At 35.0% G+C, this 15,172-nt stretch carries 18 protein-coding genes and 1 other annotated feature; of the genes, 2 read left to right on the forward strand and 16 right to left on the reverse strand.

The window, feature by feature from the left end:
* Positions 1 to 75 precede the first annotated feature (75 nt).
* The 14 genes from B5P42_RS15135 to B5P42_RS15200 form a co-directional block, all read right to left on the reverse strand.
* On the reverse strand, positions 76 to 849 hold the full coding sequence (locus B5P42_RS15135) for an endonuclease/exonuclease/phosphatase family protein (protein ID WP_113734556.1): 774 nt from the start codon (positions 847 to 849) through the stop codon (positions 76 to 78).
* A 27-nt stretch (positions 850 to 876) separates the two neighbouring features.
* The gene (locus B5P42_RS15140) at positions 877 to 1,755 is read right to left on the reverse strand and encodes a class I SAM-dependent methyltransferase (RefSeq protein WP_113734557.1); all 879 of its coding nucleotides are present in this window, start codon (positions 1,753 to 1,755) and stop codon (positions 877 to 879) included.
* A gap of 223 nt (positions 1,756 to 1,978) precedes the next feature.
* The gene (locus B5P42_RS15145) at positions 1,979 to 2,197 is read right to left on the reverse strand and encodes a hypothetical protein (protein ID WP_002189452.1); all 219 of its coding nucleotides are present in this window, start codon (positions 2,195 to 2,197) and stop codon (positions 1,979 to 1,981) included.
* A gap of 29 nt (positions 2,198 to 2,226) precedes the next feature.
* Positions 2,227 to 2,556 carry a DUF2085 domain-containing protein gene (locus B5P42_RS15150; RefSeq protein ID WP_113734558.1) on the reverse strand — a complete coding sequence of 110 codons (330 nt, stop codon included), beginning with the start codon at positions 2,554 to 2,556 and terminating at the stop codon, positions 2,227 to 2,229.
* 171 nt (positions 2,557 to 2,727) lie between these two features.
* Positions 2,728 to 4,416: an arginine--tRNA ligase gene (argS, locus tag B5P42_RS15155; RefSeq protein ID WP_113734559.1), complete on the reverse strand. Its 1,689-nt coding sequence runs from the start codon at positions 4,414 to 4,416 to the stop codon at positions 2,728 to 2,730.
* 45 nt (positions 4,417 to 4,461) lie between these two features.
* Positions 4,462 to 4,676: a binding site (T-box leader), on the reverse strand.
* A 40-nt stretch (positions 4,677 to 4,716) separates the two neighbouring features.
* A complete protein-coding gene (locus tag B5P42_RS15160; protein WP_063219648.1) occupies positions 4,717 to 5,493 on the reverse strand; it encodes a class I SAM-dependent methyltransferase in 777 nt (258 codons plus the stop codon).
* A gap of 49 nt (positions 5,494 to 5,542) precedes the next feature.
* Positions 5,543 to 5,977, reverse strand: a complete 435-nt coding sequence (locus B5P42_RS15165; protein WP_002012568.1) for a BrxA/BrxB family bacilliredoxin — start codon at positions 5,975 to 5,977, stop codon at positions 5,543 to 5,545.
* An 82-nt stretch (positions 5,978 to 6,059) separates the two neighbouring features.
* Positions 6,060 to 6,443: a thiol-disulfide oxidoreductase DCC family protein gene (locus B5P42_RS15170; RefSeq protein WP_044441980.1), complete on the reverse strand. Its 384-nt coding sequence runs from the start codon at positions 6,441 to 6,443 to the stop codon at positions 6,060 to 6,062.
* 3 nt (positions 6,444 to 6,446) lie between these two features.
* Positions 6,447 to 7,574, reverse strand: a complete 1,128-nt coding sequence (locus B5P42_RS15175; protein WP_016094150.1) for a conserved virulence factor C family protein — start codon at positions 7,572 to 7,574, stop codon at positions 6,447 to 6,449.
* A gap of 155 nt (positions 7,575 to 7,729) precedes the next feature.
* Positions 7,730 to 8,068 (reverse strand): single-stranded DNA-binding protein, encoded by a 339-nt coding sequence (locus tag B5P42_RS15180; RefSeq protein ID WP_113734560.1) that lies wholly within the window; start codon positions 8,066 to 8,068, stop codon positions 7,730 to 7,732.
* Positions 8,069 to 8,229: 161 nt separating this feature from the next.
* Positions 8,230 to 8,484, reverse strand: coding sequence for a DUF4318 domain-containing protein (locus B5P42_RS15185; protein ID WP_097831901.1), 255 nt, complete (start codon positions 8,482 to 8,484; stop codon positions 8,230 to 8,232).
* Positions 8,485 to 8,589: 105 nt separating this feature from the next.
* The gene (locus B5P42_RS15190) at positions 8,590 to 9,321 is read right to left on the reverse strand and encodes a Bax inhibitor-1/YccA family protein (RefSeq protein WP_113734561.1); all 732 of its coding nucleotides are present in this window, start codon (positions 9,319 to 9,321) and stop codon (positions 8,590 to 8,592) included.
* A 75-nt stretch (positions 9,322 to 9,396) separates the two neighbouring features.
* Positions 9,397 to 11,292 (reverse strand): ABC-F family ATP-binding cassette domain-containing protein, encoded by a 1,896-nt coding sequence (locus tag B5P42_RS15195; RefSeq protein WP_002127139.1) that lies wholly within the window; start codon positions 11,290 to 11,292, stop codon positions 9,397 to 9,399.
* The gene (locus tag B5P42_RS15200; RefSeq protein WP_113734562.1) at positions 11,289 to 11,936 is read right to left on the reverse strand and encodes an HD domain-containing protein; all 648 of its coding nucleotides are present in this window, start codon (positions 11,934 to 11,936) and stop codon (positions 11,289 to 11,291) included. Before B5P42_RS15200 ends, B5P42_RS15195 begins: the two co-directional genes overlap by 4 nt.
* Positions 11,937 to 12,045: 109 nt before the next feature.
* Here B5P42_RS15200 and B5P42_RS15205 point away from each other — a divergent pair, with 109 nt between their 5' ends.
* Positions 12,046 to 12,735: a hypothetical protein gene (locus tag B5P42_RS15205; protein ID WP_113734563.1), complete on the forward strand. Its 690-nt coding sequence runs from the start codon at positions 12,046 to 12,048 to the stop codon at positions 12,733 to 12,735.
* 378 nt (positions 12,736 to 13,113) lie between these two features.
* Positions 13,114 to 13,413 carry a contact-dependent growth inhibition system immunity protein gene (locus tag B5P42_RS15210; RefSeq protein WP_113734564.1) on the forward strand — a complete coding sequence of 100 codons (300 nt, stop codon included), beginning with the start codon at positions 13,114 to 13,116 and terminating at the stop codon, positions 13,411 to 13,413.
* A 126-nt stretch (positions 13,414 to 13,539) separates the two neighbouring features.
* Here the strand turns inward: B5P42_RS15210 and B5P42_RS15215 are convergent, their stop codons facing one another.
* Positions 13,540 to 13,779: a hypothetical protein gene (locus B5P42_RS15215; RefSeq protein ID WP_258397501.1), complete on the reverse strand. Its 240-nt coding sequence runs from the start codon at positions 13,777 to 13,779 to the stop codon at positions 13,540 to 13,542.
* A 531-nt stretch (positions 13,780 to 14,310) separates the two neighbouring features.
* Positions 14,311 to 14,826 carry a DUF3231 family protein gene (locus B5P42_RS15220; RefSeq protein WP_000512143.1) on the reverse strand — a complete coding sequence of 172 codons (516 nt, stop codon included), beginning with the start codon at positions 14,824 to 14,826 and terminating at the stop codon, positions 14,311 to 14,313.
* Between the last annotated feature and the right edge of the window lie 346 nt (positions 14,827 to 15,172).

The following is a 15,172-nucleotide window of genomic DNA, read 5'->3' on the forward strand; positions in this document are numbered from 1 at the left end:
AACTTACAATAGATCAACGATTTGATAAGATATATCGATTTACCTAAAAAAATGACAATCATCCTATCTTTTATTTCACTTATCAAATTTTAAATCCATAAAAACGCCGTAATGATCACTTGGAAATACGTGTGATGAAGTTAATGCTAAATCTCCAAATACAGATACATTTTCTATATTTAGAGATTCAAACGAATCCTTCTCTTGTATCAAAATCCAATCATATCGTTCTTCTTGCTTTTCATCCCCTATTAAATTTGTATTCTTTCCATAATCTAAAGTTGGCTGAGCAAGAATGTTATCTTGATTTTCTTTAAGCTGAGCCACGTCTATCCATTGATTACTTATTAAGTATTGATGCACCCCTGAATGTGGATCATCATTAAAATCACCACATAATAATTCGTAGCCACTACCTCTGTTTTTAATCCAATTATTCACGGTATTCATTTGCTCTTTTCTTACCTTACTAGATTTCCAATTTAAATGAACATTCGTTATCCCGAGCTTATACTCTTTATATTTTAACATAATTCGAATGGCACAATAATTCGATTCCTCTATACCTGTTTCCCAAATAGCTTCTTCAGCTAAGATAGGAATTTTACTTAAAAAAGCTAGGCCTTCATCTGGAGAATCTGGATACTCTTTAAATACACAAACCGGATATCCAGATTGATCCGCTATATACTGCGCAACATTTTTCTTTGGTCCATAAGTAACACAACTTCTAACTTCCTGTAGAGCAAGAATATGAGGAGCAACATTTTGAACTTCCTCACAAATAGCCTCTAATCTTTCTGACCACAAAGTTTGATGATTCCAAATGTTGAGGGTAGCAATTCTCATTATATCCCTACTTTTCTAACATTAAATTTATCTCCTTATTTCACCGTATGTAATTTTCATATTAGGGGCATATACCAAAGCAGAATGTATATGAAACACTTCAAAAAATCGTAGTTCTGCTTCATATTGAGCGAGCGCTTCAGCAAATGTTAAGCCCCGACTCATTAAACGGTCTATAAATTGTTGTTTTTCACCTGGATTACTAGCAATCCCCTCTTCTTTTAGAGAATTATATAATCCCTGCTTATCATTTTGATTTAAATTAGGATCTAAAAAATTCACTTTATCACTTACTCTACATTCAATATTTTTAACACCTAATTCACTTAAATACATTGGTATTTTCATGCCAATATTGCCATCTTTACCACTTCTGTGTGCATCTTCTTCAAATAACTTCTGCAAAATACCAAGCTGGATAATTTCCGATTGAATTAATCTGTCTAGCATGTATGAGGACATATTAGAAATCCAATTCGGCTCAAAACATATTATCTTTCCTCCCTCCTTAATTGAATTTATCATTTTTTGCAACATCGTTTTGGGCGAATTCATATGTAATAAGAAAGCATGACTGACAGCTATATCATATTTATTTTCCAATTCAATTTCTGTGGCATCTCCTTCAATAAATTCTGATTCATATGGAAGCGAACGAAACAACTCTCTCGCTTCAGCTATTAATGCTTCCCCGCTATCAATACCTGTATACTTTGATCCATTTGGAAGTAACGGCAACAAAATTAAACCTAAATAACCATATCCACAACCATAATCAACAATATGCACCGGTTCAGTAATCTTCCAAACTGTATTCACTAAAAAACTTAAATAATCATCGTTATAATATAAATCTCTCGTATTTCTTAAATACGCTAGCTTACTATTCCAATCATACTCTTCCAATTACAACTCCTCCTTTTATATACAAAACTAAAGTTATCCATTCAATAAACGTATTCCTATGTTTCTAATATTTTTAGAGATTTTTAGTTCTAATTATTGCGTTAAATCGTACATGTTCTTTACTCTCCACCTATTTGACAAACTAATTTTTCAAAAAAATAAAAAGGATTACATACCTGAAACGATATATAATCCTTTTCATAAAAAAGAAATACATAGAAGTTTAGATAGTACAATCACAATCTGAGCAATCGGTACAATCTATTACGTCACAATCCAAATTTCTCTTTTTTTTGCTTCTTTTTAAATAAAAATATAGTAGCACCATAAATAATACGCAAATAACAAAAGCTATTGTTGCTTCTATATATTTTTCATGAATGATAAAACCAATTCCACTTCCACCTGCTATAAAAATTAGAATTATGTAAATCCAAAACATGTAAGTAGCTACCTCCGTTGATATGTGGTTTAAGATGTAATCCATATAATACTAGATGCAATAAATACTCCCATACCATTACCGCTTAATAAGCCAGTAGTTACTCTTAGCAAATTTGTGCTGCTTCGCCATTTCCACTTTTGGGTGAATCCATCAATTAATAATGGAATTTGAGCAAAAAAGGATAGCATTAATGAGAGACTAAACGAAGGTGTTATTAAAAAGTAAATTGGAAACATACATAAGCCAATAAACATACCTGTGCATCGCGCACATAAAGGCAGGTATTTTTGTAGTTTAAGAAAACTCCTTTCTGGTAGTCTATGACAAGGAATTTTTAAAATGAAACTTCGAATCAATACGGACCATCCTCTCTACAAATATTTTAATTGATTTAGTAACAAAATTATAGAATTCTTACACTTCGTAGCGTATAACACTTTATAAATAAGAATTTATTTAAGAAAATACAAAAAGACAAATCAGGTTAATGACCGTCTGATTTGCCTTTTTGTTACAAATTTTTTATTTTACATCTCCTCAGGTGCCCCTACCCCAAGTAAACGTAATCCCTCTTTTAATACAACCGTCACAGCGTAAGCTAATGCGAGTCTACTCTCTTTCTCTTCGTTCTCTTCTAATATACGAACATTTCCATAATATTTATTGAACGCTTGTGCTACATCTAATACGTATTTTGAAATAGTAGATGGCTCATTTTTGTTGAAGGCCGCTTCAATTACTTGCGGGAATTTATTAAGTAATTTTACGACACTCCAGCTATAATCATCTTTTAATGCAAACGTACAAGTTTCAAATTCTACACTTTCTTTTCTTAAAATTGAACAAGCACGCGCATGTGTGTACTGCACATATGGTCCTGTTTCTCCTTCAAATTTCAACATATTTTCTAATGAGAATTCGATATTATGCATACGCTCATTTTTTAAATCGTGGAAGATAACTGCTCCAACACCGACTTGCTTTGCTACTTCTTCTTTTTGTTTTAAATTCGGATTTTTCTCTTCAATATTTTGTTCCGCAAGCGCAACAGCTTCTTCTAACACTTCTTCTAATAAAATAATTCTGCCCTTACGTGTCGACATTTTCTTACCATCTTTTAATATGAACCCGAACGGTACATGTTCCATCCCGTCAACCCAGTTGTAGCCGAGCTTTTTTAATACAGTGAAAAATTGATTAAAATGTAAACTTTGTTCTGGGCCAACTACATATAGTGCTTTATCAAATTCGTATGTGTTTTGACGATACAATGCCGCTGTTAAATCACGCGTTGCGTAAATAGTTGCACCATCTGATTTTCTAATTAGGCAAGGCGGCATACCTTCTTTTTCTAAATTAACGACTAATGCGCCTTCTGATTCTTCAAGTAAATCGTGCTCTTCTAAAATCCCAATAAAGTCTTCCATTTTATCGTTATAGAAAGCTTCTCCTTGAAAGTTTGTAAATTCCACACCGAGAAGTTCATAAATACGAGAAAATTCTTTTAAAGACTCATGACGGAACCAATTCCAAAGTTCGACTGCTTCTTCATTTCCTTCTTCTAGTTTTTTAAACCATGATCGTCCTTCTTCTTCTAGTTCTTTGTTCTCTTTTGCTTCTTCATGAAACTGAACATATAACTTAAATAACTCACGTATCGGATCCTCTTTAACTACCTCTTCATTTCCCCATTTTTTATATGCGGTAATTAACTTTCCAAACTGCGTGCCCCAATCGCCAATATAATTGATTCCGACAACTTCATACCCACATTTTTCGGCGATATGTTTCAGCGAATTACCAATCATTGTAGAACGTAAATGCCCCATTGAAAAAGGTTTCGCGATATTAGGAGAGGAATAATCGATAACTACCGTTTTTTCACATCCAAAGTGATTTTGACCGTACTCTTCTTTCTCCGCTAAAATTATTTTTAATACTTCATCACTTACTGTTTCACGATTAAAAAATACATTTACATAAGGACCAACAGCCTCTACTTTCGTAAAGAACGGATCATTTAATTTCTCCGCCAATTCCTTCGCTATAATAGCTGGTGATTTTTTATATTGCTTCGCTAGTGAAAAGCATGGGAACGCTGCATCTCCGAATTCATCTTGTTTTGGTGTTTCGATTAAATCTAAAATTTGATTTTGTGTTAATTCATTCGTAAAAATATTCGATAAACTTTTCGCAAACTGCGTTTTATAATTCATACTATAACCTCCTTATTTTTTAAAACACAAAAAACTCGTCTCTAAAAAAGAGACGAGTTTTAACCCGTGGTACCACCCTTGTTGTTCATTTCGAACCACTTTCCCGTTTATAACGAGGACAGGGGACCTCGGCTTACTCTACTATTCATTCAAGAAGCATCTCCGAAGTGCGTTTCATCTTTTTCTTCCGCGCTAGGCTCACACCATCCCCAGCTCGCTTTCCTTCTGAAAAAGACTACTCTCTTCATCACAGATAGTATATTTAATTAATTATTGCTTATTATACATCTTTTCAAACAATTAGCAAGGGTCAATTACACCAAAGTGAAACTTAGCACTTTTTCTTTTGTATACGTGAAAATTATGTTTTTCAAATCTAGAACTACGGAAATGATCTTTCAGAACGACACGCTTTCTCGCCACACGCTTCGCTTCCGCAATTGTTTCGTCAGTAATATCATGATACAAAGCGAAGTGTTTTAATCCTTTAATTCCATCTGATTCTATGACAGTTTCTTCAAACATCGGATCAAGGTAAACGACATCATAACTATTATCTTCACATTGTGTTAAAAATGCGTAATGCTCCGTTTGCTTCACATCGATTTGTTGCATTGCTTCATCAATTTCAGAAACGAATGAAGACCATGTTTGCAAACCTTTTTTCATGATATAAGCCATATATTCGTTTCCTTCAAGCCCTGTTACTTTTCCATTCTCACCAACGATATAACTAGCTACAATACTATCTGATGCCATACCGAGCGTACAATCTAATACTGTCATTCCGCTCTCTAATTTAGCAGCTTGTACAAACGGATCGTGCTCTCCGCGCATTAGCCTTTTCACACGAAACATTGCTGAGTTTGGATGAAAGAAAAACGACTCTTCCGTACCTTTTGGATAAATGGCTAATCGATTTTTCCCTACGACAAGTACATCTTGTTCATACTGCTCATGCAGTTTATGTACTGGTATGTCATTACGTTTAACGAAAGAAAGATTTAATTCTGCTGCTACCTTGTTTGCATAATCTTTCATTTCTTTATTTGTTCTTCCTGCTGTTGTTACTATCATTTTTTCACCTCTATATAAAGAAAAGAGGGAGATTCACTCTCCCCCTACTTTAGCAATTCTTTTCGAAAGCTTGTTCTAAGTTTGTAATAATTTCGTCCATTGTTGCGCCTTCAATTTCATGACGGTGAATGAAGTGAACAACTTCTTTTCCTTTTAGTAATGCCATAGATGGTGAAGATGGAGGAATTTCTCCGAAGTATTCACGCATTTTTACAGTAGCATCTTTATCTTGACCTGCAAATACAGTTACAAGATGATCAGGTTGTTTTTCAGCACGTACAACCGCTTGACCTGCTGATGGGCGTGCTAAACCAGCTGCACAACCACAAACAGAGTTTACAACTACTAAAGTTGTACCTGATGCATTCTCCATAAATTCTGTTACAGCTTCTTCTGTAGTTAACTCTTCAAATCCAGAACGCACTAACTCTTGGCGCATTGGAATTACCATTTGACGCATGTATTCTTCATATGCATTTGACATCTTGTATCTCTCCTTCAACTTTCATTCCAAATTCATCATATCACGCTCTATTAATAGGTGCAAAAGAAAGATAACGATGATTTCATTTTTTTGAAGGGATTTCACAAACCCCTTCACGACAGTGTCCAACTGGGACAAGTTTTCTATTGTTGGCAATATAATCGTATACTTTATTTCCAAATCCAAGGACGATAGATAGTTTTATAAAAGGTACTGCAAACCAATAAGATGGAACGGCCTTTGCTAATACGTTAATGCTATGAATTCCGTCATACCACTTATTATTTTTTAAAATATACAATCTTTGTTCCATCTTACTTTGTAATTCTTGAGAAAGTTCATACTTCTCAACTACATCTTCATCTCGAAATGAAACAAATTTCATCTTACCCTTTTTATCTAATCTTTTCGTACGTTCTGCAACCGCCGTACACATCGGGCACCAACTATCATAGAAAACAATCATAAACTATTCCCCTTTACGAGACTCCGTCATTTGCTTCCATACTGATCCTTTTGCTTCTTCGCCGCCTTCAATACGTTCTAAAGCTAAACGTGCTTGCATCGCCACTTCAAACTCCGGATCATCTTCTGCTGCTTTTAGTGCCGGAATTGCACTTTCATCACCAAGTTCAAATAAGAACATTGCTGCACGCCAGCGTACTAATTTACTTGAATCTTTCAGAGATTTAATCATAACGAACATCGCTGCTGGATCACCTACGTCCGATAAGCAATCTCCTGCTGTACGACGAACACTTACTGAACGATCTAATAACGCTTTATATAATAACGGCAATACTCCATCACCTTTTACCATACCTAAATAAGCTGTTGCTAAACGGCGGATAGATACTTTCTCATCATCTAATGCCATTTTCAATACCATCATATCTTCTTCCGTTGGATCCATTTGTTCTAAAGCTGCAAAACGGTTTTTCCAGTCAGAATCTTTCATCATCTCTTCTGTTACTTTATATGGCTCACGCTTTTGAATCGTTACTTCAACAGCACCTGCTTGATCTAATAATTCTTTAACCGTTTCATTTACACGTTCTTCTGAATAAGCAGCAATAATTTCTTCTACTACTTCTTTCCCGATTTCTTCAAAATTACCGTAACGTGTACTTTGCTCTACCCACTTACGCTCTTTCACAACGTTAGGTGCAGACATTTGCACTTTCATAATTGATTCTTTAAAACGATCAGGTAAACCAACACGCTCTTCTGAGGTTCCATCTGTTAACTTCACTTGCATCGGAATTGTAAAGAACATTTGAACAAACACTTTCACTTCTCCAAAATGAGAAAGTTGTTGTTCTTCGCTTTCTTCCACTATTTCTTCACCGAAAACAGCACGAACTTGTTGTAATAAAACTTTCCAGTCATACTTCGCATTTCGCTCCACTGCTAAAAAGTCTGCAACATGATACACACCTTTAATGCCTTCAATCTTCAAAATTTCTTGCACTTGCACTGGTGCTTGTTCTTTATTTTCATTTGTATAATTATTACGCGCTCCTGATGGTAATACTTCATTCAAAATAACTTTCATTGTATTTGGACTTGGCGTCGGTTCAATTGCTTTAATCTTCACGTAAAAAACTCTCCTTTATTGCGTGTTCTTAGCTGTATTGTAACATGTTACCCCTTTATACTCCTACTCGGATGCTTAATTTTATTGATTTCTTCCCATCATCATACTTTCTCTTTCCACCTAATTAATCCGAAACTATCATTAAAATTCTAATATTATTGCGATGCACTCTCCCGCCTTCTCTCCAAAAAGGTAATACTCTCAATCACAACTTCAGTTCTATATATTTTCTTTCCTTTCTCATCATCGTAATTATTCGTATGAATACGCCCTGTAATCCCAACAAGTGACCCCTTCGTACAATATTCTGTTACATTTTCCGCCGACCTTCGCCAAACAACACAATTAATAAAATCTACTTGTTGTTCACCTAAACTATTTCGAAAACCTCTATTCACCGCAACACATATCCGTGCATAAGCGACACCCTGTTTTGTGTAGTATAATTCTGGCTCCTTTGTCAATCTACCGATTAATACAACTCGATTCATCATAAGTTATACCACCTCACATATTTTTCTTCATTGTAAAGAAAAATGTTTGAAGGGTAAAAAGCGCAAAATAATATGTTTGTAAGTAAAAAGTATTACTTTATATCTTACAAAAGTAAAAAAGAAACCCTACATATTTTAAACATGTAAGGTTTCAAAAAATATTATACTTCACTGCAAGAGATGTAATATCCACCGCGAGCCATCTTTATTTCAGCACAGTACATTACATTTTCTAAGTAAAAAGTAATCGGTTTAGCTTTACTCTCAAATGTTAGCCTTTCATTGCATTCAGCTGCGTATCCTTCAATCGCTGAAGTAATAACTTCTGATGATGGATACGTTAAAGCTTCATCTAGTTCTATGAAAAAACTTTTAGAAAATAGTTTTTTCATAATCCCTTTCTTATCTTTCATCATATTCCATCTCCTTCAATTCAAGTTGCCAATATCCATATTATACCACAAACTCGATTTATCTTTGAAAATAAAAAAATCCTGCACATTTCATGCAGGATTTTTTCATTAGTCATTTTTCGTAAAGTAAGAAACGAAACGAAGAATTTCTAAGTATAGCCATACTAGAGTCATCATTAGACCCATTGCACTGTACCACTCCATATATTTTGGAGCTTGGCTACGTGCACCGCTTTCGATTAAATCGAAATCTAGTAATAAGTTTAACGCAGCAACTACGATAACAACTGCACTAATGATAATACCAATTGTACCACCTTGGTGAATATACGGAACAGAAACACCGAACATGTTTAGTAAGAATACGATTAAATACATTACCGCAATTCCCATTGTCGCCGCAATTACACCTGTACGGAATTTATCAGTTACTTTTACTACGCGCGTTGCATATAAAACTAACATCGCAAATAGAATAGAAATTGTTAGTAATACAGCGTTTAAAACGATAGTATCGCCAAATTTCATTGTATAAACCGCTGAAATACTTCCTAACACTACCCCTTCTACCGCTGCATAGATTGGCGCACCGATAGGTGATATGCGTGGGAAGAATATAGACGCAAACGCAACGATTGCCGCAATAACTAAAGCACCAATTAATACTGGCATCTTCATCGTACCTTGCGTCATTTGTATGTATGAATAGACAGACGTTGCAAGCAGCAAGATAAGCATGATAAACGTTTTGCCTACTGTTCCGCCAATAGTCATCGCAGAAGTATTTGCTCCCTCTTTACGGAATGCCTCTTTTTTCAACATTGGATTAGATGTTCTCATTTTTTCCCTCCTAAAATAGGTTCTACCAATAGTGTAAAGTTTTTCTCTTTACTTTTCAATATATGCAGCTTGTTTTTATTTTAATCCTTCAACGATGTCGGATAGTTCACTCCATCGTTCCATCGTTTTTTCTAGCTCTTCTTCTATCTTCTGCCCTGCTTCAGATAATTCTTGGGCCTTTGTGAAGTCAGATCCAACATTCGTAAGTTCTTCTCCAATTGATTCAAGTTTCTCTTCTAGTTGTGCAATTGTATCTTCAATTGTTTCCCATTCACGCTGCTCATTGTAAGAAAGTTTACGTTTACGTTGTTGTTTCGGAGCCTCTTCTACTACTTTTTTCTCCTTTTGAACTTCTGCTTTCTCAATGAGTTCTCTCGTTTTTTCCATTTCTAAATACTCTGTATAACTACCTAGGAATTCACGCACTTCGCCTTCGCCAGTAAAGATGAACAATTCATCTACTACTTTATCTAAGAAGTAACGGTCATGCGATACAGTTAAAACGACACCTGGGAAATCTTCTAAATAATCTTCTAGCACTGTTAATGTTTGTGTGTCTAAATCATTCGTAGGCTCATCAAGTAATAGTACGTTTGGTTCTCCCATTAAAATACGCAATAAATATAACCGTCTTCTTTCGCCACCAGATAGTTTACCAAGCGTTGTTCCATGTGAATGCGGTAGGAATAAGAAACGTTCTAGCATTTGAGATGCGCCAATTACTTTTCCGTCTGTCGTATGAATAACTTCCGCAATTTCTTTAATGTATTCAATCATACGCTGGTTTAAATTCATCTCTTCATTTTCTTGCGTATAATAGGCAACTTTTACAGTTTGTCCTACTTCAATTTCACCACTATCAGGAGAGAATTTTCCTGCAAGCATATTTAATAGTGATGATTTTCCGCTTCCATTTGCTCCGATGATTCCGATACGATCACCAGGCTTCACAATATGATTAAAGTTATGTAATACTGTTTTATCACCAAATTTTTTCGTTACATCTTTTAATTCAAGTACTTTCTTTCCTAAACGACTTCCACTTAGTGCAATATCAACTGATTGCTTCGCTGCTGGTCCTTCTTGTCCCTTCAGCTCATCAAAACGCTGAATACGCGCCTTTTGTTTCGTAGAACGGGCTTTTGCACCACGGCGAATCCAAGCAAGTTCACGACGATATAAATTTTGGCGTTTTGATTCTTGTGCCGATTCTTGCTCTTCACGAAGTGCTTTCGCTTCTAAAAATGTACTGTAGTTTCCTTCGTAGCTATACAGTTTACCGTTATCTAATTCAAAAATACGGTTTGTCACACGATCTAAGAAATAACGATCATGGGTTACAAGTAATACCGCACCTGTATATCTTGCTAAATATTCTTCTAACCATTCAACTGTCTCATGGTCAAGATGGTTCGTAGGCTCATCCAAAATTAATAAATCAGGTGTTTCAATAAAACATTGCGCCATTGCAATACGCTTTTTTTGTCCACCAGATAGGTTTCCAACAGTTGCTGTAAAATCAGTAATTCCTAATTTCGTTAATAACGATTTTGCATTCGCATTTGCTTCCCATGCACTCATCGCATCCATACGTTGCTGCACTGCAAATAATTGTTCCTGTACTTTTTCATTACTTGGATCTTTTTCGATATTTAATAACGATTGTTCATAATCACGAAGAAGACGAATTAAAGGTGTATCACCATGGAACACTTGCTCTAATACTGTTAGTTTTTCATCAAACTCTGGTTGCTGTGATAAATAACTAATTGTATATCCGCGTGAATGCGTCATATCACCTGTATCAGGAGTTTCTAATCCTGCAATAATTTTTAATAACGTTGATTTACCAGTACCGTTTACACCGATAATTCCGACACGTTGTCCTTCTGTAATACTACATGATAATCCATCAAATAACGGTTTTTCTCCGTATGATTTCGATAAGTTCTCCACAGTTAACATTTTCATATTTGTGCATTCCACTCTTTCATAAATTGTTCAATAAACTGTTCCATATAACGATGACGAACTTCAGCCTCTTGTTTTGCTGCGTTCGTGTTCATTAAATCTTTTAGTTTTAAAAGCTTTTCATAAAAATGATTTAAAGATGGATCATTATTTTTTCTATATTCATCTTTCGTCATCACTTCTCGAGGAGGGATAGTTGGATCATACATTAATCTCCCTTTCGCTCCTCCGTATGCAAACGTTCGAGCTATTCCAATTGCACCAAGAGCATCTAAACGATCCGCATCTTGAACAATTCTCCCTTCAAGTGACTCAACTGTGCCACCATGACCGCCCTTATAAGACATATTGGCGATGATATGAAGAACATGCTTACTTTCCTCTTCTTCAACACGTAACTCTTCTAACCAATCAGAAACTTTTCTCATTCCTGCTTCTTCACTCTCATTTAACTTCTCATCTGCTACATCGTGAAGTAATGCTGCCATTTCAATTATAAAACGATTTCCCCCTTCTTGCTCGGATAAAGAAATCGCCAATTTATGTACGCGCTCAATATGATACCAATCATGCCCACTCGCATCTTTTTCTAAAATATGCTTTACGAAAGTTATTGTTTTTTGTATTTTTTCTTGTTTTATCATTTTATCTTCACCCAGTTACTTATTGTAACACGCCCGCATTTTTTCATCACATATTTTCTTGTCCGCCCATACACTAGGTGGTAGGCATCATTATGAAGGAGGAATAAAAATGTTCTATAATAACCAACCGCCTTACCCACAACAACCTCTTTATCCTCAACATCAGGAACAAAGATATGCTGAACAATATGAGGAGCAAGAATTACAACAGCAAGAACAACAATACGAACAAAATCCATACGCTACACCGCAAACTCAAGAACAACAAAATCCATATGACACACGTCCAAATTATGAATATCCTCAAAATCCATATGCAGCACCGCAAACTCAAGAACAACAAAATCCATACCCAACTCAGCAAACTCAAGAACAACAAAATCCATACCCAACTCAGCCACAACAACCACAATACCAACAACAAATGTATCAACCCAACTACGACGCACGTGTCTCACCACCAAAACCACCAACAATCGATCCGACGCAACCTCAAATTTTACCACCTGGACCTACATTCGATATTACGCAGCCTCAAATTTTACCACCTGGACCTATTACAGAACCAACGCAACAACAAATCCAACAAGTTGTCGGCACACAGTTTTTACCTTTAAAGAAACCTGTACTTGATTTCGTAAAACCTTGGGTAGATTACGGTTTAAATGAAGCGAAACATACCTCACACAAACATGCTTTAACAGAAGTTGCTGCGATTATGTTCTTAGTTGGTAAAGGATTTAATCCGACGATTGCACATTATATTGTGGAATCTTGGGAGAAGAATGAGCAGTTTTAATGGTGTTCATTTTGTATAATATAAAAAAATACAAAAGTGCCATGAATGCTTATTTAACAAGCATTCATGGCACTTTTCATTTGTCACATTACATTTTATTATAAAAATATATTTCATATTTTTTCACGTGTTTTTATATCATTTGTGAGCAAAAAACATCCTTTGTTACACTGTACTAGATAACTGAATCATAGCAAAACAAGCCGGCCAACTCTAGCGTTTAAGTATAGAGGTGATGAAGTTATTGATTGATCTATTGTAAGAGGATTTGAAAATGTTTTAGAGGTAACTAATGCTAAAATTATCTAAAAAAAAGACGGGCAAGGAAGTTATATTCGAACAGGATATCCCGTAAGATAGAAATTTAGGAGGATACTTATGAATGATAAAGATTATATGTATGAAGAATTAAGTGATTTTTTAGATGGAACATTTCATCAAGATATGGGGACAGCAGAAAAAGCCTTAAATGAATTTATAGAAGAAGCTCATAAAGTTTGTATAGAAAATACTATAAATTACATAACTGAATTTTTAAAAAGTGATTTATCTACACAAAAAAAAGAAAAGTTCATTAAAGACTATACTGAAGTTTATTTTCCTTCTTTAAAACTTAATCCTATAGAATGGCTTGAACAAACAGTTGAAACGTTAAAACAAGCATTAAAAAATAATTAGTAAAAATCCACCGCCCGTAATAGGCGGTCTTTTCTTCGTATTACTTCACATTCACGTACGCATCACTAGCCGTAATATAAGTATGTTGTGCCTCTGCTATTGTGTACTTTATATCCTCGTACACCACTAACCATTATCCTTCACCCACTTTTCAAATTCGGATAGCTTTGGTTCGTATAATCCACCAATAATGTAGTAGAATTGACCGTTACTAATAAATGGTTCAACCCACCATTTTCTTTCCAGAGCATATTCAAGAAGTTTTTTAGCTGCTTCAGAATCACTAAAACCTCCAGTTTTTACTCTTACGCCATTATCAACCGACGCTGTAGTTAACGATTCACTCATACCGGTAAACCATGACAAAGGTTTGTCTCCAACTAAATAATTCTATACTATTTTTTCAAATCTCACACGAATTATACACTTTTGGCATTATAAAAGAGCAATCATGTGTCAGTTGCCCTTTCGTCAAAATCTTATGCTATTACTATAAATACGGTAAATGAAGTTTTATTCTTCTTCCAACCACCTAACGTTGTTTACACTTATCTGGGTAACAATATTAAGTAACTGGAAGAAGAGCAAAAGCCCTTCTCCGTTTACACAACGTGAATTGCAATTGAATGTGAAAACAAGAAACGACTGTTCATCCAATCTACAACCATCGCCACCGGTTATGACGATCCATTTTCAGTTATAAGGAATTTTGCGAGCAATGTTCTCCGCCATTTCTCACAATACAAATATATCACTTTGATTTCAAAACAAACGGCACATTTACTGCCAAAAAACGGTCACGACTCTGCCACTTATTTTAATTCGCTAATAACCTTTATTTTCCTAGACTACTTCAATACAACAGCCATAAAGAGTCGATTAAAATTTATTTAGGTATTATGCTTGATCGGATTGTAGAACATGTAATGGAGGCGGAATAATCCAACCTTTTTTCTTATTCAGACGAAGTAATATAGCTCCAGCTTGTGCTTTTTTCATATGAAATTGGCCAAACATCATTCCAACATCTTCTCGAAGAGATTGCCCCATAGCTTGACTACATGCTACTAAGCCAGCAGCAAGATCCATAGAAACTTTAGCTGCAATTTCTGCATCATTAATACGAGCACCAGGAGGGATCGTTTCAATAGATGCAACTGGTCTTTCTGGAGGTGCTGGTGGTAATGCAACTCCATTTAATTTTAATATATTTTTTAATTCTTCAACTTCTGACTGGATATCATTCTCTACAAGGTTTTCTAAAAATTTCTTTAAATCCTCGTCTCCTGTGTGGTTAATAAGAACTTGATATCCAGCAATTGCTCCTTGTGCAGCTGCAAGGTAACTCCAAATCCCAAAGACTTCTCCGTAGTGCATTGGTTCATTTTGTGGATTTCCACTTAAAATACCCATAAAAATATTCCTCCTTAAAGAAATTAGACTTTTAGCAACAATACTTACTATAGAAAAAATTTTCCCAACCATGTTCTGGATTAAAGAAAATAAATTCTTATAACTCATAAGGAACACCTTACCCAAATATAGTAATTACCTCTCATAGAATGTACCGTTACCAAAAATTTATTCTTATAAAGAATAAATACATTTCAACTAACTTAATCCATTATTATAAGTACTTTTAATAATAAAAATTAAAGATGTTTATCGGAATTTCAATTCAAATGGTTTTATATATTTTCAACCGAATATTGTCTAAAGGAACTGGAGACATTACTAAATACGAAAGGAGGGGAAAACC

The organism is Bacillus sp. SRB_331 (genome assembly GCF_003264175.1).
Taxonomy (GTDB): Bacteria; Bacillota; Bacilli; order Bacillales; family Bacillaceae_G; genus Bacillus_A; species Bacillus_A mycoides.